We start from the raw sequence: 19,731 nt of genomic DNA, 5'->3' as shown, positions 1-19,731 counted from the left end.
GAGATCGGAACCGATGCGTCGAGGGCGAGGAGAGCTCAGCCGCCCTCGACCGCCGCCGAGATGTCCGGGTAGTTCGTGATCTCCCACCCACCGTCGACGACCAGGCTGGTCCCGGTCACGTACGACGCGTCCGGCCCGGCGAGGAACAGCGCGGGCCCGGCCAGCTCGTCGGGATCGGCGGCCCGCCCCATCAGGATCCGGTTCGCGAAGTCCTGCTCGACCGGTCCGCCGTCGAACCACCCGGCGGTCAGCGGCGTCCGGACGAGGCCGGGCAGCACGGCGTTGACCCGGATCCCGTGGCGCTGGAGCTCCAGCGCGGCGTTCTTCGTGAACACCTCGACGGCGGCCTTGCCTGCGGCGTAGGAGCTCCCGCCGTAGAGCGGGACGTGCGCGTTGAGCGAGGCGACGTTGACGATCGCCCCGCCGCGCCCGGTGTCGCGGATGGCCCGGGCGCCGTGCCGGGTGGTCAGGTAGGTGCCGCCGAGGACGAGGTCCACGGTGGACCGCCAGTCGTCCTCGTCGCCGTCGAGGATGGTGCCCAGCGTGGCGGCGCCGGCGACGTTGAACACCAGGTCGAGGCCGCCGAACTCCTCGACGGCCGCAGCGCAGGCGGCGGCCACGTCGGCCGAGCGGGTCACGTCGGTGACGACGCCGCGTCGGCGGTCGTCGTCCCCCGTGGTGGCCAGCCGGCCGGCGTCGATGTCGGCGAGCAGCACGCTCGCCCCTGCCGTGCGCAGCCGCTGTGCCACGGCGGCGCCGATACCCGACGCCGCGCCGGTGACCAGGGCGACCTTGCCCGTGAAGTCGGTCATGCAGGGAACGGTAGGGCGGGGCGCGGCGGCCGGGACAGTGCACGAAGGTGCACGTGCCGGCTCACTCCCGTTCGACGTGGGCGCGCACCGCGGTGCCGTCCTCGTCGGTCCAGCCCTTCGTCGCGGCGTAGGCGACCATCCCGGCGAGATCGTCGTCCCAGCCCGCGGGCACCCGGCCGGCCGCGAGGCGGCGCAGCGCGTCGACCCGGACGAGGACGTGCTCGCCGTCCGGCGTGACCGTCCCGACGTCCGAGGCCGCCACGGCCGCCTCGACGGCGCCGGCGTCGAACCCGGCGGGGACGACGGCGTGGAACGAGCGGACGTTCTCCGGCTCGACGAGCTCGGCGGTGTCCGCGGTGATCCGGACGTACATCGTCGTCCTCCGGGGGTCGGGGTGCTGTCGCCCGGACGGTAGCCGCCGCCGGCGCCGTACGGGAGTGCACGGAGGGGGACGGCGCGGTGTCTCCTTTCGTGCACTCGTGCCGCGCCCGCCGCGGCTGCACCGTGATCGGCACCACGGCCGCGCGGTGCGACGGCGCACCGCCCGACGAGAGGCACACCTGAGATGGCCCGACTGAACTTCGGCATCTTCCTGGCCCCGGTGCACGCACCGGGCAAGAGCCCGACGCTGCTGATGGAGCGCGACCTGGAGCTCATCGAGCACCTGGACCGACTCGGCTACGAGGAGGCGTGGTTCGGCGAGCACCACTCGGCCGGCTCGGAGATCTACGCCTCGCCGGAGCTGATGATCGCCGCCGCGGCGCAGCGCACCCGGAGGATCAAGCTCGGCACCGGCGTCACCTCGATCGCGTACCACAACCCGCTGTGGGTGGCGGACCGGATCGTGCAGCTCGACCACCTCACCCGTGGCCGGACGCTGTTCGGCGTCGGCCCGGGTTCGCTCCCCACCGACTCGGCGATGATCGGCCTGAACCCGACCGAGACCCGCGAGCTGCTCGAGGTCAACCTCGACATCATCCTGCGGCTGTTCCGGGGCGAGTCGGTCACCGCGACGACCCGCACCCACGAGCTGATCGACGCCCGGCTGCAGCTCGCACCGTTCTCCGACCCGCTGTTCGACATCGCCGTCGCGGCCGTCGCGTCGCCGACCGGGGCGCGGCTCGCCGGCACCCACGGGCTCGGCCTGCTGTCGATCGGTGCGACGCTGAGTGCCGACGGCTTCGACGCGCTCGCCCACCACTGGAACGTGATGGAGGAGCGGGCCGCCGCGGCCGGGACGACCGTCGACCGCTCCGGCTGGCGGCTGGTCAGCCCGTTCCACGTCGCGGAGACCGAGGACCAGGCCTACCGCGAGGTCGAGCAGGGCATCGAGCACTGGTTCGGCTACTTCCAGAAGGTCGCCGCGTTCCCGCAGATGGCCGTCTCCGGCGACAACGTCAAGGAGATGATCCAGTTCATCAACGAGGCCGGCATCGGCGTGATCGGGACACCCGATCAGGCGCGCGCCCAGGTGCAGCGGCTCGTCGACCAGGCCGGCAGCTTCGGCACGCTGCTGCTGATGGGGCAGGACTGGGCGGGTCCGGCGGCCACCCGGCGCTCGTTCGAGCTGTTCGCCGAGGAGGTCGCGCCGCACTTCCAGGGGCAGTCCGAACCCACCGTCGACGCGGCCCGTCGCGCCACCGAGGTCCGCGAGGGATACTCGAAGGCCCAGCTCGACGCCGTCGCGCACATGACCGAGAAGTACGAGAAGGAGCGTGCCCGGTGATCCCTGCGGCACGGGTGGTGGACGCCCTGATGACCCTCGACCCCGGCGAGACGCTGTTCGCGCCCGGATCGGTCACCTGGCACTCGTTCGACGAGGTGGAGGCCCCGACCCTCCCCGCCACGTTCGACTCGGTGCGTGCCATCCGGTCCGTCGTACCGGACTTCGGGATGTACGAGGTCCGCGCCCAGGACACCGGTGGACCGGTCTCCTGGGCGCAGTACACGCTCCGCGGGACCCTGCCCGACGGCGGTACGTTCCGCGCCCCGGCGGCGCTGGCCGTGCACGTCGACGACGACGGCCGGGTGGTCCGGATCGAGGAGTACGTCGACACGGGGCAGCTGGCCCCGCTGTTCGCGGCGCTGGGGTGAGCCGCGGCCGGATCAGCTGCCGCGCAGTACCAGCGCCAGCTCGGTCCGGCTCCGCGCCCCGGTGCGCTCCAGCAACCGGCTGACGTACTTCTTCACCGTGTCCTCGGACAGCTCCATCGTCCGGGCGATCATCGCGTTGGTCATGCCCCGTCCGACGAGCTCGGCCGTCTGGGCGAGCCGCGGCGGCAGCGGGGGCGGGGCCGCCGTCGCGTGCTCGGGCAGGTGCCGGGCGATCGCGTCGAGCTGGCGGCCGAGGAGCCGCAGCTGGGCCAGCTCGGCCGGGCCGACGGTGCCGCTCGGGCCGAAGATCCCGAACAGCGCCTGCCCGCCGCCGGGCGCGACCCGGACGGCGGCGAGGTTCTCCAGCCCGTTGCGGGCCAGCCACGACAGGTACGGCCGGTCGGCAGCAGGGGTGGGTTCACGGGTGTCGACCGCGGCGGCGTGCGTGCGGTGCAGTACCGCCGACTCGCGGGGCTGGGCGAACACGTCGCGGTCCGACCAGCGCTCGCGGTACTCACGGATCATGCTGCGCTGACGGCCGTTGAGCAGCGGGTCCGGGTCGCGGAACAGGCCGCTGTAGGTGGAGCCGGCGAAGAACGTCGTGTTGCGGAAGCCGAGGACCGAACCGAGCGCCTCGAGCACCAGTTCGGCCAGCTCGCCGACGTCACGCGCGCGGTCGACCCGCTCCAGCACCGTGAACACCTGGCCGAGCCGGTCGGCGGGCAACGCCGTCGCCGTAGCCGCACGCATCCTGGCCGACACCTCCCACGCTGACGGTGTGTCGGCGATCATAGCCCGCCGTGCGGCGGGACCGGCGACGGTGACTGACGGGTGACCTGGTCGGCGGCGCGGTGGCCGTGACACGACCCGTCGGAAATTTCTTCGCAGCTCAAAGGTGTGCGGGAGTGAACGGTTACTAGCGGATCGAACATATGTTCGAGTACGATCGACCACATGACCGCGGTCCAGGAACCCCCACGCACCGGCCTCCCCGCCGGAGATCCGGGGTTCCCGCAGGTCGATCTGGCGCTGGTTCAGCTGGCGGTGGAGCAGGCCGCGCTCGACGACCTGTCCGGTGTCTCCGAGGCGGAGTTGATCGATCAGATCCAGCAGCTCGAATCCGTGCAGCACTCCTTGGCGGCGTTGCAGGCGACGCGAGTGCGGGCGTTCGCCCGGCTCCATGTCGAGAACGGCATCGCGGCCGGGCAGGTCGATCCGGATCGGTTGCAGCGCGGTGTGGTGGCGCAGGTCGGGTTGGCCTGTCGGGTGTCGCCGGCCGAGGCGCGGCGTCGGGTGAGTACGGCCCGGGATCTGCACGACGGTCTCGATCATGTTCGTGGGTTGTTCGGTGCCGGTGAGTTGAGCGCGGTGAAGGTGGCGGCGGTGGTGGCCGCGTGCTCGGATCTGGACCGCGCCGAACGTGCTGCGGTGGATGTTCGTCTGGCCGGCCACGATCTGACCCGGCTGGGGATCCGGCGGTTGCAGGATCTCGCCCGCCGGTTCGCCGCCGAGGTGGCGCCGGAGAAGTTCCTCGCCCGGGTCGAGTCCGCCCGTGCCGAGCGGCGGGTGACGTTGCGCCCGGCGCCGGATGCGATGACGTATCTGACCGCGTATCTGCCGGTGGAGCAGGGTGTGGCGTGTCTTGCCGCGCTGAACAAGGCGTTCACCGAGGTGTCGGTGAACCCGGCACCGTTGACCCGGACTCGTGGTCAGGTCATGGCCGATACCCTCGTCGAACGGGTCACCGGCCAGGCCGTGGCGACCGATGTGGGTGTCGAGGTCCAGGTCGTCGTCCCGGTCGAGGCACTGCTGGACCCGGACTCGCCGCTGCCGGCGGAGATCCCGGCCACGGTCCGGTCCCGGTCGACCTCCTGGCCACGAGCGAGGGGAGGAAGACCCTGCGCCGCCTGATCACCTCCGACGGTGTCGTGATCGGCGGGGACTCCCGCCAGCGCACCTTCACCGGTCTCCTCGCCCGCCTGGTCCGAGCGCGCGCGGGGAATCGGTGTACCGAGCCGTACTGCGACGCCCCGGTGCGGCACGTCGACCACATCCACCGCGATGCCGACGGGGGAGCGACCGAGCTCGACAACGGCAGGGGTGTGTGCGAGTTCCACAACCACGTCCGCGAGCAGGCCGGTTGGCGCGTCGCCCGCGGGCCGGACGGCAGGGTCCGCACCACGACCCCGACGGGCCACACCTACCTCGCACCCGGATGACGCGCCCCGGCCCGTCCGGCGCGGAGCTCCCACCGGGCCCGGACGGCGTCGCCGGACGGGTGGGACGGCTCGGTCAGGTCAGGTCTCCCGATGCGTCCTCAGTGGCCGAGGAACTCTGCGATGCGCGGGACCTGTCCGAGCAGCGCGTGCCCGGCACCGGGCACGACCTCGACCCGCACGTCGGGCAGCAGCCCGGTCAGCCGTCGCCCGGTCCCCACCGGGTCGAAGACCCGGTCGCGCTCGCCGAGCACGGCGAGCACCGGCATCGTCAGACGGCGCAGCGCGGCGTCGTCGAACACCGGGATCCGCTCCGTCCGGGGGCGGAAGTGCCGGAAGTGCAGGTCGATCTCGTCGAGCACGTCCGGGTGGGCACGTGCGTCGAGCCCGGTGACGATCTCCGCCGAGCGGCGGCGCCCGCGGGCGCCCAGCAGGTTCAGCAGGAACGCGGGGGCGACCTTCCCGAGGGTCTGCCTGCCGATCCCGGCCGGGCACAGCACCGCGAGCCGCGACACCCGCTCCGGACGACGGGTGGCGAGGTCCACGGCGGTCCACCCGCCGAGCGACATGCCCACGACGGCCGTCACCCCGACACCGAGCAGGTCGAGCGTCTGCGCGAGCCAGTCCGCGGTGTCCGGAGTGGTGAGGTCGAGACGGACCGGGTCGCTGAACCCGGGCTCCCCGAGCAGGTCGACCATCACGACGCGGTGCCGGGCCGCGAGCCCGGCGATCCCGTCACCCCACACGGAGCTGTTCGCGCCGGACCCGTGCACCAGCACCACCGGCGGGGCGTCGTCGTCGCCGCAGGTCAGGGCGAACGTCCGTCCGTAGGAGGTCGCCAGCTCGTAGCGCGCGACGGGGACCGGCCAGCCGGCGAGGTGCTGCTCGTAGCGCTCCCGGACCGCGGCCGCACCGGCCTCGCTCGTCCAGATGTCCGCGCCGACGGCGGGATCCGCACCCATCGTCGCTCCTGTCTGTACGGATCGGGCCGCTGCCGATCGGGATGGGCACGATCCTGCGTGTCCCGGGTTGCCGCGTCCATCGAGATCGGAGCCGCGCGGGCAGCTGCCGTGCACGGACGGGTGCAGATGCCCGTGCCGTCGTGCGGTCGATCGGTGCACGCCGGAGGGTGTCCACATGAGAACCAGACGCATCTCGATCGTGGCCGGGGCGCTCGCCGCCGGCCTCCTGCTCGCCGGCTGTGGCGGGGACGCGGGGTCCTCGGCGGCCGGGCAGATGTCGGCGCCGTCGTCGGAGCAGGCGGCTCCGGAGACCCCTGCCTCGACCGGCGAGCAGGAGTCCGGGCAGGAGGGCGGCGGGTCCGCCGAGCAGGCCGCGGACCGCTGCACCACCGCCGACCTGTCCGCGACGGTGAACCAGCCGACCGGCACCGGACAGCAGAGCACGATCCTCGCCTGGCGCAACACCTCGGACCAGCCGTGCACGATGACCGGCTTCGGCGGTGTCGACCTGCGGGGACCCGAGGACCCGACGTTCGGGCCGTCGTACTCGCTGCCGCGCTCGTCGGAGGAGGCGACGCCGGTGACGCTGCAGCCGGGCGGCACCGGGATCACCACGATCACGACGCTGTCCGGCGGCGGCTGGACACCGACCGAGGTCGTCGTGACGGCGCCGGACGAGACGACGTCGACGACGATCCCGTGGCGCGGTGGCCCGGTGGAGCGCCAGGACGGCGCGACCCGGCCCGGCAGCTACATCGGCCCGGTGGAGCAGGGCTCGGTCTGAGCCCGGCCCGGTGTCGTGGCGCGGGAGCCGCGCTACGGCACCAGGACGATCTTGCCCGTGACGTGCCCGCCCTCGACCGCGGCGAGTGCGGCGCCCGCCTCGTCCAGCGGGCGCACCTCCCGCACCAGCGGGTCCAGCTCCCCGGCGGCGACGAACCGGGCGAGCCCGGCCAGCACGGCCGTGCTGCGGTCGCGCGGGACGTCGCTCCCGCCGAGCTCGGCGACCAGGGGCTTGTCCGCGACCGAGTACAGCCGGCCGCGCGGCACCAGACCCGCGACGGCACGCAGCGCGTCGCCGCCGACGAGGTCCAGCGCACCGTCGACACCGCCGGGCGCCGCGGCCCGGATCCGGTCGGCGACGCCCTCGCCGTAGGTGACGGGCGTGGTCCCGAGGCGGGCGAGGAGGTCGTGCTTGGCAGGGCTCGCGGTCCCGACGACGTGCAGCCCGCGCAGGCGGGCGAGCTGCACCAGCGGGAGCCCGACGCCGCCGCCCGCGCCGTTCACCAGCAGCGTCGCACCCGGCGGGAGACCCAGGTTCTCGAGCGTGTCCCACGCCGTCCCGGCGGCGACCGGCAGGACCGCGGCCTGCTCCGGCGTCACCGCGTCCGGCCGGTGCGCGGCGAACGACGCGGTGACCCGCGCCAGTGGCGCCCACCCGCCGAGCATGCCGGGACACCCGCCGAACACCTCGTCGCCGGGGACGAGCCCGGCCACCCCGTCACCGGTGGCGACGACGGTGCCGGCGACCTCGCGGCCGAGCACCGCCGGGCCCTCGACCCCGTAGGAGCCCTCGCGGACCCGCCAGTCGCCCGGGTTCACCCCGGCCGCGCGCACCCGCACGAGGAGCTCGTCCGGCCCCGCCTCCGGCTCCGGGACGTCCAGGAACGCCTGCTGCTCCGGCCCGCCCGGCCGGAGGAATCCGTAGCCCCGCATACACCGTCCTCGGCTCTCGATCATGTCGCGGGCGACGCTACGCCCACCCCCGCGCCGGTGACTCCGGTCACAGACGGCTTGAGTGTGCCGTGGCGGCACGGCATCTCCTCGTCGCAGCACAGCGGACCGGGGGCGACGACGATGAGCGTGACGGACAGGAACCCGACGCCGGAGGACGCCGTCCGGGCGACGACGGCACTGCTCGAGAGGATGGGCGGCCCGGCGGGCGTCGCCTGCTCGGCCGTGCCCGTGGTCGTCCTCGTGGTGGCCGGCGCCGTCCTGGCACCGCCGATGGCGACCGGGATCGCGGTCGCCGCGGGGCTGGCCGTCACCGGACTCCGGCTGCTGTACGGGGAGCGGTTCTCGTCGGCGACCGGGGGTCTGCTCGCCGTCGCCGCCGCCCTCGGTGCCCGGTCCGTCGTCACGTGGTGGGTCCCCGCCGACGGCACCCCCTGGTGGGCGTCGTTCGCCACGGTCGCGGCCGGCGCCCTGCCGGCCGTCCTCGCCGTCCTCGTCGTGGCCGGGGCGTCCCGCCGCACGTCGACGCGTCGCGTCACCCCGGCCTGACGGGGAGAGAGGCACCGCACCATGGCACTGCCCGACCCGATCCCGGTCGAGGACCTGTTCTCCCCGCACCGCGCGCCCGGCACACGGACGCCGGTGCCGACGACCCCGCTGACGCTCGCGGCGCGGGACGGGCGTGCGCTGCCGTCGTCCCTCACACTCCCGGTGGGCATCGAACCGCGCGGGCTCCCGACCGTGCTGCTGGTCCAGGACCGGCCCTGGCTCGGGCCCCGGTGCGGCGACGGCGCGGTGGTGCAGCTGCTCGCGAACCGCGGCTACGCGGTCCTGCAGGTCGGCGACCGGGAGCCGGTCTCCGTGCCGGAGGACCTCCTCGACGCCGTCGACCGGGTCGTCGAGCTGGGCCACACCGATCCGGACCGGGTCGCGATCGCCGGCAGCTCCTGGGGCGGCTACGCGGCGCTGGCCGGTGTGGCCTTCACCCCGGACCGGTTCGCGGCCGCGGTGGCGCACTCCGGCATCCCGAACCTCGCGAACTACCTGCGGAGCGTGCCGGAACACGACGATCCGGCGACGGCCGCCGCCTGGTTCCGCCACATCGGGGACCCGGACGACCCGGACCAGGAGCACGCCATGCTGGCGCGCTCGCCGGTGACCCGGGTGCGCGACATCCGCACCCCGCTGCTGATCGCTCAGGGGGCGCAGGACCCGCGGGTCGCGCCGGCCGAGTCCGCCCTCGTCGTCGACGCGCTGCGGGCGCGGCGGCGCGAGGTCGAGTACCTCGTCTTCGACGACGAGGGGCACACGATCGAGGACCCGGAGAACCGGATCGCCCTGTTCCGCGCCGTGGAGCGGTTCCTCGCCCGGCACCTGGGCGGTCGCGGCTGAACCGGACCCTCAGATCCGGACGGGGAGCTCGGCCAGCCGGTGGAACCCCAGCTGCGACGGCTCCGGGCCGGGGTCCACCGCGAGACGCAGTGCCGTGAACCGGGTGAACAGCGCCCGCAGGACGACCTCCGTCTCCTGCCGGGCGAGCGCCGCGCCGAGGCAGTAGTGCGCGCCCTGACCGAACCCGACGTGGCCCTCCCCGCGACCGGGGTCGCGCCGGACGTCCAGCTCCTCGGGACGGTCGAGGACACGGGGATCGGTGTTCGCGGACAGCAGCGCAGCCATCACGGTCGAACCGGCGGGGACGGTGACGCCGTCGATGTCGACGTCCTCGGTGGCGTATCGCGGCACGGTCACCGGGATCGGACCGCAGATCCGGACCAGCTCGTGGACCGCCTGCGGCCACAGCCCGGGCTCCGCCCGGAGGGCGGCGAGCTGGTCCGGGCGCGTCAGCAGCGCCTGCACCGCCTTGGCGACCAGGTGCGCCGTCGTCTCGAACCCCGCCGTGACGATGTCGAAGACCATGGTGACCATCTCGCGCTCGGTGAGCCGGTCGCCGTCGTCGTCGTGCACCTCGACCAGCGCGGTGAGCAGGTCGTCGGCCGGTTCGGCCCGGCGGGCCGTGATCAGCTCCTCGATCTGCGCGACGACGGCGCGCACCGCGTCGGGCATCCGCTCGGGATCGGGGTCGATCAGCAGCCGGCCCAGCCGGTCCCAGCGGTCGCGGTCGTCCTCGGGCACCCCGACCAGCTCGCAGATGACGGCGATGGGCAGCGGGCGGGCGAGCGCCGTCACGAGATCGACGGCCGAGCCGTCGGCGCCGGCCGAGGCGACGTCGTCGAGCAGCCGCTCGGTGATCGTCTCGACGCGGGGGCGCAGGCCGTTGACCCGTCGCACGGTGAAGGCGCGGGAGACGAGCTTCCGCAACCGGCTGTGGTCGGCACCGTCCCGGGTGAGCAGGCCGCGCCCGAGGTAGTCCACGTCCGGCGGAAGCCCGAGAAAGGCGAACATCGCCGCGGCGGCGTCCTCCGCCCCCTCGACGGTGCCCGCGTCGGAGCGGAACCGCGCATCTGTCAGGACGGCGCGGACGTCGTCGTGCCCGGTGACCATGACGGTGGTGCGGGTCCCGACGATCGCCGTGTCGACGACCGGGCCCCGCTCCCGGAGGGCGCGGAACTGTGCGACCGGGCAGCCGGTGCCCGCGAGGGGGTCCGTGTGGTCGTCGGTCGTGTGCGTGGTCATGGTCGTCTCCCTCGGGGTGTGGCGGCGGGGGCGCGCACGGTGCCGTCCCCCGGCGGGTCGGCGTCGTCGAGGTGTGCCGGATCGCCGGCGAGGTGCTCCTGGACGCGCCGCATGACGTCGATCTGGGCGGGGTTGTAGAGGTCCCGCATCGCGGCGCCGACGGTGCGCGCCACGTACCGCGCGCCGCGCGGCGCGTCGGAGTCGGGGCCGGCCAGGCCCGGATGGGTCCGGTGCAGCGCCCGGATGTGGGGGGCCAGCCGGTCGGCGAGGCCCTGGCGGACGTCCTCGTCGGCGTCGGCGGTCAGGCTGTCGAACTCGCCGTCCAGCGGGGTGGTGGGCGTGTCCTGCAACATGTCGGCGTAGGCCTGCAGGCGTTGCGGGCCGAGTACCCGGGTCATGACCACGACCAGCGAACGGTCCGCCTCGGACATCCGCTCGGCGCCGGCCGGGGCCAGCTCCGGGGGCAGGTCGGTGGGGGCGGACCGCTGGAGGATGAGTCCGAGCTCGACCCGGACGCGCTGGAGTCGTTCGATGGTGGCCGCGAGCTCGGCGTCGAGGGTGCGCAGGGCTTCCTCCGGGTGGTCGTCGGCGTCGCCCATGGCGGCGATCTGGGACAGTGAGAACCCGAGGTCGGTGAGCCGCTTGATGTGCAGCACACGGACGAGGTGGCGGACTCCGTACTGCTTGTAGCCGTTGGAGCGTCGCTCGGGCTCCTCCAGGAGCCCGATGTCGTGGTAGTGCCGGACGGCGCGCAGGCTGGTGCCGGCGAGCTCGGCGATCTCTCGGGTACTCCAGGCCATGACGCCAGTTCAGACCGTGCCGTCGGGGCATGGTCAAGGACGGGGACCCCACCGGATGGTGACGTGGGTCACTCCCGGGTGACGGCGAGCAGCTCCAGCGCGGCGTCGATCTCCTGTCGCAGCGCGGCGGCCCGTTCGGCCGCGGCGGTGCCGTCGCCGGTGTCCCGCGCGAGCCAGCGGTCCAGTGCCACACGCAGTGCGGCCAGCGCCATCGCCGCCAGGACGTCCGGGACGGACGAACCCGCCGATCCGGACCGGTCGACGCCCAGCCGGTCGGCGATCGCGGCCGCCAGCGCCTCCTCCTGCTCGTGCAGCACCGTCATCTGGCGGGCGAGCAGCGACGGGGCGCGCCGGACCAGCCGCAGCGCGGCGAGATGGTCACGCCCGAGCACGTCGTCGCGGTCGATCACCGCGAGCGCGGCCTCCCGCACCGCGACCGGCACCGGCTCCGCCGTCGGCCGGTGGCGGAACTCGGTGATCAGCTCGGCGGCGCGGACCCGGACGGCGTCGAGGACCGCGTCCTCCTTGTGCGGGAAGTGGTTGAAGAACGTGCGCAGCGAGACGTCCGCCTCCTGCGCGATCCGCTCGACCGTCACGTCCTCGATGCCGTCGCGCACCGCGAGGCGGACGGCGGCGGCACGGACGGCCTCCCGGGTGGCGAGCTTCTTGCGCTCGCGCAGTCCCGGCGTCGTGTCCGTGCCACCGTCCACCGCTGCCCCCTCGTGGTCGTGCCGCAGGATAGTGCCGCCGGTCAGCCCCACGTGACGGGGAGCGAGTGCACCCCGAAGATCAGCATCTCGTTGCGCAGCGGGACCTCGTCGGGTGTGACGGCCAGGCGCAGGCCGGGCAACCGGGCAAACAGCTCGGTGAAACCGACCTTCATCTCCACCCGCGCGAGCTGGGACCCGATGCACTGGTGGACGCCGTGCCCGAAGGCCAGGTGCCCGACGCGGCCCCGCGAGACATCCAGCGCGTCGGCGGCGTCGACCTGCCGCCCGTCGCGGTTCACCTCCGGGATCCCGATGATCACCGTCGCCCCGGCGGGGACCTCGGTGTCGCCGACGGTCACGGTCTCGGTCGCGATCCGCGTGACGCCGAGCTGGATGATGCTCAGGTAGCGCAGCAGCTCCTCGACGGCGTCGTCGATCCGGTCCGGGTGCGTGCGCAGGAACTCCTGCTGCTCGGGGTGCTGCAGCAGCGCGTAGGTGCCGAGCGCGAGCATGTTGGCGGTGGTCTCGTGGCCGGCGCCGAGCAGGACGAGCGCGATGTCGACGAGCTGGTTGTCGGGCAGCGGCGGGTCGGCGTCGTGGACGAGCCCGGACAGGAGGTCGTCGCCGGGGTGCTCCCGCTTGTGGGTGATGAGCCCGGTGAGGAACGCGTAGAGCTCGCCGAGGGCGCGGGCCCGTTCGGCGTCCGAGGAGTTCGCGTTCAGGCCGACGCTGGTGTTCTCCTGGAAGGTCGCGCGGTCGGCGTAGTCGACGCCGAGCAGCTCGCAGATCATCTGCGACGGCAGCGGCAGCGCGTAGGCCGGGACCAGGTCGGCGCCGGGACCGTCGGCGATCATCGCGTCGATGTGCGTGGCCGCGATCTCGGTCATCCGCGTCTCGAGTGCCCGCATGCGCCGCACGGTGAACTGGCCCTGCAGCAGCCGCCGGATCCGGGTGTGCTCCGGCGGGTCCATGAAGATGAACATGCCGTCGTTGCGGTCGACGTCGGCCGGGCGGACGGGTTCGCCGCGTGCGGCCGCGGCGGCGAGCTCGGCGACCTCGTGCGGCTGGAGCGCGGTCGCGTCGGAGTAGCGGACCCGGTCCGAGCTGAACCGCGGGTCGGCCAGGACCTGGCGGGCCTCCTCGAACCCGGTGACGAGGAACGCCCGGGCGCCGTTGCGCAGGTCGACGGTCTGGACCGCGCCCCCGCCGCGCCGGGCGGCGAGACCGGGCGCGGGATCGAACGGACAGCGCGGGCTGCGCTCGAGCAGGTCCTCGGGGACGAGGCTGCGCATCGCGGTCGCGGACTCCGTGGGGGCGGTGCTGTCGCCGGGTGCCATCGGTGCTCCTCGGGGCGTCGTGGTGGGACGCCTCGACGCTAGCAAGTTCGTTGCACGTCATGCAGCGTTGCGCGTAGTGCAGCGAGCCGAGCCGTGTGGCCGGTGTCACCTCGTCCTGCTCTTGAGTGTGCCGCAGCGTCACGCGGTCTCCTGAGGACACACCGCATCACCGCCCCGCCGTGGGAGGAATCCGAATGACCGTGTCAAGCCGCGATAGCGGGTTGTGGTGCGGTGATGGTGAACATCCTCCGGTCACGCAGCAGGGCCCACAGGACGTCGACCAGGCGTCTGGCCAAGGCGAGCAGAGCCTGGGTATGAAGCATTCTTTCGCTGCGTTTGCGCTGGTAGAAGGCCCGGGACGGGCCATTGACCTTGAGGCTGGACAGTGCGGCCATGTAGAACACTCGCCGCAGGCGGCGGTTGTAGCGTCGTGGGCGACGCAGGTTCCCGCTGATCCGGCCGGAGTCCTGGGGCACCGGGACGAGTCCGGCGTAGGAGGCCAGCCGCCCTGGAGAGGTGAATCCGCCCAGTTCAGGGCCGACACCGCCGTGGGTGGCGGTGAGGAACTCCGCGCCCAGGATGGGTCCGAGACCGGGCAGCGACTCGATGATCGCCGCGTCCGGGTGGGAGCGGAACACGGTGGTGATCAGCTTGTCGGTGTCCTTGATCTCCCGGTCGAGTTCCAGCAGTCGTCGGGCCAGGCCGGCAACAAGGATCGCGGTCCGCGTCTCGCTGGGCAGTGCCACGGTCTGGGCGTGGGCGACCTCGACCGCGGTGGCGGCCATCGCAGCAATACCCGGTGCCCACGCCCGATGGGCACGCAGGTACTCGATCACCCCTGCCTCGCCGGCGTCCCGGAGGGCCTGGGGTGTCTGGAACCCGGTGACCAGCACCAGAGCGCTGCGGGTGGAATAGTCGAATGCCGCCTCGAGACCGGGAAAGATCGACCCGAGCAGGTCACGCAGCCGGTTGACCCCGCGCACCCAGTCGGCCATCAGGTCCTCGCGATGGGCCACGAGCCGGGCCAGTTCGGCAGTGGTCTCATCAGTGGCGGTGACCGTGGTGAGGTCGGCGCCGCGCATGCGGGCGGTCTCGGCGATGACCTTCGCGTCACGGGCGTCGGTCTTGGCCTCGCCCCGGAACACGCCGCTCATCCGGTCGACGACCCGACCGGGGACATAGACCACCTGCTGGTCGGCCGCGGTGAGGACCACCTGCAGCAGCGCCGCATAGCTGCAGGTCAGGTCGATGGCCCACCGCACGTCCTGGGCCGCTTCCGCAGCGCGGGCCAGCAACGCCTCGATCGCGGCCTGGTCGTTGCTGACCTTGCGGGAGAACACCACCTTGCCGTCGGTATCGATCGCGCACGCATGGTGCGTCCTCTTCCCGACGTCGATCCCGATCCAGATCACTGGCCGTTGCGCCACGCGCAGGCTCCTGTCGTTGCAGGTCACGCCCGTGGACAACCCGCCATCAGGTCCCTAATCAGCGACGGTCCGCACAGATCCGAATCAGTGGCCAGGCCTGTCCAGCACGACGGGGCGGCCATTCCTTCCGAGCCACCGAAGCGACAACACCTCATCAGCCACACCCCGTCGTCCCGGGCATCCGGGGCACCAACCCCGAACACCTACGACCTTAGGGACACCGCATGACCACCGGTCCCGGAGACGTCGGACGCCCGTCACCGCTGGTGGCAGCGCTGTGGACCGAGCAGCTGCCCCGCTTCGCGACGGCACCGGTGGGCGCGATCGCCGGTGCCGTCGCCGTCGTCCACCTGGTGCTGGCCGCCGTGCCCCGCCGGTGGTTCGACGAGGACCTCATGCTGGCCATCGGCCGTCACCACCTCGCGTGGGGTTCCGTCGACCAGCCGCCGCTGACCCCGCTGCTCGCCCGTCTCGCCGACACCGTCGCCCCGGGGTCGCAGGTCGTGCTCGCCGTGCCGGCGGTCGTGGCGACCGCGGGCACGGTGTTGCTGACGGCGCTGCTCGCCCGGGAGCTCGGCGGGGACCGCCGCGCCCAGACGCTGGCGGCGCTCGGCCCCGGGACCGGGGTGGCCGCCGCCCAGTTCGGACACTGGCTGACCCCGTACACGCTGGAGCCCGCGCTGTGGACGGTGATCTTCTGGCTGCTGCTGCGCTGGGTCAGGACCCGCGACCCGCGGCTGCTCCTGGCCCTCGGGCCCGTCGCCGGGATCGCCGCGATGACCCGGTTCCAGGTGATGGCGCTCGGGGTCGCCGTCGTCGTCGTCGCGGTCGTGCCGGCCGGGCCGCGGGCGCTGCTGCGCACGCCCGCCTTCTGGGCGGGGGCGGTGATCGCGCTGCTCGTCGCGGCCCCGACCCTGGTGTGGCAGGCGGCGAACGGCTGGCCCCAGCTCGCCATGGCCGGAGCGGTCTCGGACGAGAACACGCTGATCTACGGCGGACCGCTCGTCGTCGCGCTGCACGGCCTGGCCGTCGTCGGGCCGGTGACGCTCGGGCTGGCCGCGTGCGGGCTGGCCGGGTTGTGGCGGGACCCGCGGTGGCGTGACCACCGGTTCGTCGGGGTGGCGTTCGTGCTGCTCGCCGTCGCGGTCGTCGTGAGCTCGGGGCGGCACTACTACCTGCTCCCGGCCTACCCGGTGCTCGCCGCGATCGGCGCGGTGACGCTCCAGCACCGGCGGGAGGCCGGCCGGACGCGGGCCGCCTGGCCCGCCGTCACGCTCGGGGTGGTGCTGGCCGCGGGGGCGCTGGCGTCGTCGGTGGTGCTGGCGTCCCCGCGTTTCGCCGACGCGATGGTGGCGGAGACCGCCCGGGCGTACCGCGAGCTGCCGCCCGGGGAACGGGAGCGCACCGCGCTCGGTGCGAGCCCCTACGTCTACGCGACCTACCTCGACGCGGCCCCGCCGGAGCTCGGGCTGCCACCCGCGGCCGGCACCAACCGGGCGTACGGCTGGTTCGCGTCACCGCCCGAGCACCAGGACCGGATGCTGCTCGTCGGGGACCCGGAGCGGCTCCGGCCGTGGTTCACCGGTGCCCGCCCGGTGGCGACGGCCGCGGCGGCGACCCCGCTCGGGACCTACGGCGGCCTGGTGCCCGAGTCGACGACGATCTGGCTGTTGGACGGCCGGACGGCGCCGTGGTCCGAGATCTGGTCAGCGACCCGGGACCTGCACGTCAGCCCGGCTGCCCCGGCTGCTCCGCCTCCGCGCTGAACAGCGTGTGGACGCGCACGAGGACGTCGATCTGGGCGTCGTTGTAGAGGTCCTTCATCGCCCGCCCGACCGTCTTCTCGACGAAGCGCGGGTGGTGCGGGGCGCCCGTGTCCGGCTCCCCGAGGCCCGGGTGCTGCTCGTAGATCGCGCGGACGAACGGCAGCATCCGCTCGGCGATGTCCTGGCGGGTCGCCTCGTCGGCGTCGTCGGGGAGCTCCTCGAAGGCGCCGTCCACCGGGTCCGGCGGCTGGTTCCGGAGCATGTCGGCGTAGGCCCGCATCCGGTCCGGGCCGAGCACCCGGGACATCACGACGGTCATGGACCGGTCGGTCTCGGACATCTCGAGGTTCGCGGTGCCGGCGAACTCGGGCGGGAGATCGGTCGGCGTGGACTCCTGCAGGATCGTCGCGAGCTCGACGCGGGCGCGCTGGAGCCGCTCGATCGTCGCGGCGAGCTCCGCGTCGAGGGTGCGCAGGGCCTCCTCGGGGTGGTCGTCCTCGTCGCCCATCGCGGAGATCTGGGCCAGTGAGAAGCCGAGGTCAGTGAGGCGTTTGATCCGCAGGACGCGGACGAGGTGGCGGACTCCGTACTGCTTGTAGCCGTTGGACCGGCGTTCGGGCTCCTCCAGGAGCCCGACCTCGTGGTAGTGCCGTACCGCGCGCAGGCTGGTGCCGGCGAGCTCGGCGATCTCTCGGGTACTCCAGGCCACGGCCGTCCCCTCGTCGTCTGTGGGGTACCAGTTCACACCGTGACGTGGCGGCATGGTCACGTCCGGGCGCCCGGTCGGGCGCGACAGTGACGTGCCTCACTGGTTCCCGAGCTTGAGTGTGCCGTCACGGCCGGGTGTCTCGTCGGTTCCGACGCCACGAGAGAGGACCCGAACGATGACCCAGCTCGTCGACGCCGACTACGCCCGTGCCGAGCAGATGCTCGCCCCGTACCGGGCTCGGCGCGTCCCCGGGAGCACGGTGCAGCCCCAGTGGCTGCCGGGAGGCGCGCAGTTCTCGTACCAGGTCGGGCGGCGTCACGTCGTGGTCGACCCGGCCGCGGGGATCCGGCGCGAGGCGTTCGACCACGTGCGGCTCGCCGCCGCGCTGTCGGTCGCGTCCGGGACGGCGGTCGAGGCCGGCACCCTGCCGATCACCTCGGTGGAACTCGACACCGGCGGCGACGTCCTCGGCGACCCCGTGCGGTTCACCGCGTTCGGGTCGAGGTGGGAGTGGTCGGACACCGCCGGCACCTGCACGCGCGTCGAGGGCGACGAGCCGCCGGCGCCGCACGAGGTCGTCTCGCCGGACAAGGCGTGGGTCGCGTTCCGCCGCGACGGCGACATCGTCGTCCGCTCGCGCGAGAGCGGCGAGGAGATCGCCCTCACCGACGACGCCGAGCCGGACCACGACTACGGCGCCATGCCCGACGCGCCGGGCTCGCGGGCGCTGCTGCGCGGGCTCGGCATCGAGGCGGGAGCGGTGGTGACCTGGTCGCCGGACTCGGCCCGCCTGATCACGCACCGGCTCGACCAGCGTGGGCTGCCCGAGCAGGTCCTCGTCGAGTCGTCCCCGCCCGGCGGCGGCCGGCCGGTGGAGCACCGCTCGCGCTACCCGATGCCCGGCGACGAGGCGCAGCCGCTGATGTCCTGGGCGGTCCTCGACGTCGCCGCGCGCAGCGTCGTGCACCAGCAGGGCGAGCCCGAGCAGATCGTGCACCCGGTGGCGACGATCCACCGCTGGTGGTCCGGCGAGAAGGGCGACGTGGTGCACGTGCTCCACCAGTCGCGCGACGCCCGCACCCTGGAACTGCGCCGCCTCGACCCCGACACCGGTGCGCTCACCACCCTGGTCGGCGAGACGGGGGAGACCCGGATCGACCCGACGCCGCAACTGGGCGAGACACCGATGGTCCACGTGCTGGACTCCGGCGAGATCCTCTGGTGGTCCCAGCGCGACGGCTGGGGTCACCTCTACCTCTACGACGCCGACGGCACCCAGGCCGCCCGGGTGACGAGCGGGCCGTGGGTCGTGCGCCGGGTGCTGTGGGTCGACCAGGAGCACCGGCAGGTGTGGTTCGTGGCCACCGGCCTCGTCGACGGCGACCCGTACGTCCGGCAGATCTGCCGGATCGGGCTCGACGGCACCGGCTTCACCCGGCTGACCGACGACGACCTCGACCACGACGCGGTCAGCCCGCCCGAGGGCGGCCACATCGTCGACCGCGCCTCCAGCCCCGCCCTCCCGCCGCGCTCGCGGGTCCTCGACCGGGAGGGGCAGGTGCTCGTCGAGCTCGAGGCACCCGGCACCGCGGAGCTCGAGGCGCTCGGCTGGACCGCCCCGGAGCGGTTCCGGGCCACCGCCGCCGACGGCCGCACCCCGGTGTACGGGCTGCTGTGGCGTCCGCACGGGTTCGACCCCACCCGCCGCTACCCGGTCGTCGACCACATCTACCCGGGACCGCAGGTCCACCGGGCCGGGCCGTCGTTCGACGTGCCCCACCACGGTGAACCGGAGGCGCTGGCCGCGCTCGGGTTCGCGGTCGTCGCCGTCGACGGGCGGGGCACCGCGGGCCGCGACAAGGCCTTCCACGACCACTCCTACGGCAACCTCGGCGGGGCCGGGGCGCTGGAGGACCACGTCGCCGCGATCCGCGAGCTCGGGCACCGCCACCCCTGGCTCGACACCGGCCGCGTCGGGATCACCGGGCACTCCGGGGGCGGGTTCGCCACGGCGCGGGCCCTGCTCGCGTACCCGGAGTTCTACTCGGTCGGCGTCGCGGTGGCGGGCAACCACGACAACGGCGTCTACATCCCGATGTGGCCCGAGCAGTACCACGGCGACATCGACGACGAGGCCCGGACGGCGATCTCGAACGTCCCGCTCGCCGCGAACCTGCAGGGCAAGCTGCTGCTCGTGCACGGCGAGCTCGACGACAACGTGCTCCCGGCGCAGACGCTCCGCCTGGTCGACGCGCTGATCACCGCGGACAAGGACGTCGACATGCTGATCGTCCCCGGCGCCGAGCACGCGTTGCTGTTCCGGATGCACCACGTCCTGCGGCGGACCTGGGACTACCTCGTCCGCCACCTGCACGGCACGGAGCCGCCCGGGTACCGCCTCGCGCCGCTGCCGCTGCCCGTACCCGGCGCGTAGCGACCGGCCGGCCGCTCCGTCCACGCCGGACGGGGTGGCCGGGATCGCACGACTCCGGGCTGGAGTGTGCCGCGTCGGCACGCCCTCTCCTGGAGG

Annotated in this window: 20 protein-coding genes; 9 read left to right on the top strand and 11 right to left on the bottom strand. The window is 73.7% G+C overall.

Annotation, left to right across the window (positions count from 1 at the left end):
* Positions 1-35 precede the first annotated feature (35 nt).
* Together AD017_RS04495 and AD017_RS04490 are read right to left on the bottom strand one after the other, a co-directional pair.
* Positions 36-812 carry an SDR family NAD(P)-dependent oxidoreductase gene (locus AD017_RS04495; protein ID WP_060573063.1) on the bottom strand — a complete coding sequence of 259 codons (777 nt, stop codon included), beginning with the start codon at positions 810-812 and terminating at the stop codon, positions 36-38.
* 61 nt (positions 813-873) lie between these two features.
* Positions 874-1,185 (bottom strand): hypothetical protein, encoded by a 312-nt coding sequence (locus AD017_RS04490; protein WP_010227007.1) that lies wholly within the window; start codon positions 1,183-1,185, stop codon positions 874-876.
* Positions 1,186-1,377: 192 nt separating this feature from the next.
* Between AD017_RS04490 and AD017_RS04485 the strand changes: the two genes are divergently transcribed.
* Both AD017_RS04485 and AD017_RS04480 read left to right on the top strand, forming a co-directional pair.
* Positions 1,378-2,538: an LLM class flavin-dependent oxidoreductase gene (locus AD017_RS04485; RefSeq protein ID WP_060573061.1), complete on the top strand. Its 1,161-nt coding sequence runs from the start codon at positions 1,378-1,380 to the stop codon at positions 2,536-2,538.
* On the top strand, positions 2,535-2,906 hold the full coding sequence (locus AD017_RS04480; RefSeq protein ID WP_010227003.1) for a hypothetical protein: 372 nt from the start codon (positions 2,535-2,537) through the stop codon (positions 2,904-2,906). The genes AD017_RS04485 and AD017_RS04480 overlap by 4 nt, the downstream gene beginning before the upstream one ends.
* Before the next feature lie 12 nt (positions 2,907-2,918).
* Here AD017_RS04480 and AD017_RS04475 read toward each other — a convergent pair whose 3' ends face one another.
* Positions 2,919-3,656, bottom strand: a complete 738-nt coding sequence (locus AD017_RS04475) for a helix-turn-helix transcriptional regulator (protein WP_075314074.1) — start codon at positions 3,654-3,656, stop codon at positions 2,919-2,921.
* Positions 3,657-3,860: 204 nt separating this feature from the next.
* Between AD017_RS04475 and AD017_RS04470 the strand changes: the two genes are divergently transcribed.
* Positions 3,861-4,817, top strand: coding sequence for a DUF222 domain-containing protein (locus AD017_RS04470; RefSeq protein ID WP_227013359.1), 957 nt, complete (start codon positions 3,861-3,863; stop codon positions 4,815-4,817).
* Positions 4,818-4,834: 17 nt separating this feature from the next.
* Positions 4,835-5,125, top strand: coding sequence for an HNH endonuclease (locus tag AD017_RS36015; protein ID WP_227012655.1), 291 nt, complete (start codon positions 4,835-4,837; stop codon positions 5,123-5,125).
* 98 nt (positions 5,126-5,223) lie between these two features.
* Here the strand turns inward: AD017_RS36015 and AD017_RS04465 are convergent, their stop codons facing one another.
* On the bottom strand, positions 5,224-6,084 hold the full coding sequence (locus tag AD017_RS04465; RefSeq protein ID WP_060573056.1) for an alpha/beta fold hydrolase: 861 nt from the start codon (positions 6,082-6,084) through the stop codon (positions 5,224-5,226).
* A gap of 175 nt (positions 6,085-6,259) precedes the next feature.
* Between AD017_RS04465 and AD017_RS04460 the strand changes: the two genes are divergently transcribed.
* Positions 6,260-6,868, top strand: a complete 609-nt coding sequence (locus AD017_RS04460; protein ID WP_227012654.1) for a DUF4232 domain-containing protein — start codon at positions 6,260-6,262, stop codon at positions 6,866-6,868.
* A gap of 32 nt (positions 6,869-6,900) precedes the next feature.
* Here AD017_RS04460 and AD017_RS04455 read toward each other — a convergent pair whose 3' ends face one another.
* On the bottom strand, positions 6,901-7,800 hold the full coding sequence (locus AD017_RS04455) for an NADP-dependent oxidoreductase (protein ID WP_060573052.1): 900 nt from the start codon (positions 7,798-7,800) through the stop codon (positions 6,901-6,903).
* Positions 7,801-7,941: 141 nt separating this feature from the next.
* Between AD017_RS04455 and AD017_RS04450 the strand changes: the two genes are divergently transcribed.
* Both AD017_RS04450 and AD017_RS04445 read left to right on the top strand, forming a co-directional pair.
* Positions 7,942-8,367 carry a hypothetical protein gene (locus AD017_RS04450; protein ID WP_139323820.1) on the top strand — a complete coding sequence of 142 codons (426 nt, stop codon included), beginning with the start codon at positions 7,942-7,944 and terminating at the stop codon, positions 8,365-8,367.
* Between the two features lie 21 nt (positions 8,368-8,388).
* Positions 8,389-9,210, top strand: coding sequence for a S9 family peptidase (locus tag AD017_RS04445; protein ID WP_010226988.1), 822 nt, complete (start codon positions 8,389-8,391; stop codon positions 9,208-9,210).
* A 9-nt stretch (positions 9,211-9,219) separates the two neighbouring features.
* On the opposite strand, the gene AD017_RS04440 is transcribed toward AD017_RS04445, so the two are convergent.
* The 5 genes from AD017_RS04440 to AD017_RS04420 form a co-directional block, all read right to left on the bottom strand.
* Positions 9,220-10,452: a cytochrome P450 gene (locus tag AD017_RS04440; protein ID WP_060573050.1), complete on the bottom strand. Its 1,233-nt coding sequence runs from the start codon at positions 10,450-10,452 to the stop codon at positions 9,220-9,222.
* On the bottom strand, positions 10,449-11,252 hold the full coding sequence (locus AD017_RS04435; protein WP_060573048.1) for a MerR family transcriptional regulator: 804 nt from the start codon (positions 11,250-11,252) through the stop codon (positions 10,449-10,451). The genes AD017_RS04440 and AD017_RS04435 overlap by 4 nt, the downstream gene beginning before the upstream one ends.
* Before the next feature lie 68 nt (positions 11,253-11,320).
* Positions 11,321-11,962, bottom strand: a complete 642-nt coding sequence (locus tag AD017_RS04430; protein WP_168170501.1) for a TetR/AcrR family transcriptional regulator — start codon at positions 11,960-11,962, stop codon at positions 11,321-11,323.
* 41 nt (positions 11,963-12,003) lie between these two features.
* A complete protein-coding gene (locus AD017_RS04425; RefSeq protein WP_010226984.1) occupies positions 12,004-13,299 on the bottom strand; it encodes a cytochrome P450 in 1,296 nt (431 codons plus the stop codon).
* A gap of 203 nt (positions 13,300-13,502) precedes the next feature.
* A complete protein-coding gene (locus tag AD017_RS04420) occupies positions 13,503-14,726 on the bottom strand; it encodes an IS110 family transposase (RefSeq protein WP_060572134.1) in 1,224 nt (407 codons plus the stop codon).
* 224 nt (positions 14,727-14,950) lie between these two features.
* Here AD017_RS04420 and AD017_RS04415 point away from each other — a divergent pair, with 224 nt between their 5' ends.
* Positions 14,951-16,492, top strand: a complete 1,542-nt coding sequence (locus tag AD017_RS04415; RefSeq protein ID WP_060573042.1) for a glycosyltransferase family 39 protein — start codon at positions 14,951-14,953, stop codon at positions 16,490-16,492.
* Here AD017_RS04415 and AD017_RS04410 read toward each other — a convergent pair.
* Positions 16,455-17,201 carry a MerR family transcriptional regulator gene (locus AD017_RS04410; RefSeq protein WP_033199067.1) on the bottom strand — a complete coding sequence of 249 codons (747 nt, stop codon included), beginning with the start codon at positions 17,199-17,201 and terminating at the stop codon, positions 16,455-16,457. The two genes, AD017_RS04415 and AD017_RS04410, sit on opposite strands and share 38 nt — an antisense overlap.
* A gap of 175 nt (positions 17,202-17,376) precedes the next feature.
* On the opposite strand from AD017_RS04410, the gene AD017_RS04405 reads away from it, so the two are divergent.
* Positions 17,377-19,635, top strand: a complete 2,259-nt coding sequence (locus AD017_RS04405; RefSeq protein ID WP_060573040.1) for a DPP IV N-terminal domain-containing protein — start codon at positions 17,377-17,379, stop codon at positions 19,633-19,635.
* Positions 19,636-19,731 lie beyond the last annotated feature (96 nt).

Origin of the sequence: Pseudonocardia sp. EC080619-01 (assembly GCF_001420995.1) — a bacterium.
Classification (GTDB): Bacteria; Actinomycetota; Actinomycetes; order Mycobacteriales; family Pseudonocardiaceae; genus Pseudonocardia.
The sequence above is the reverse complement of the archived record's forward strand: the minus strand, read 5'-3'. Positions and strand labels throughout refer to the sequence as shown.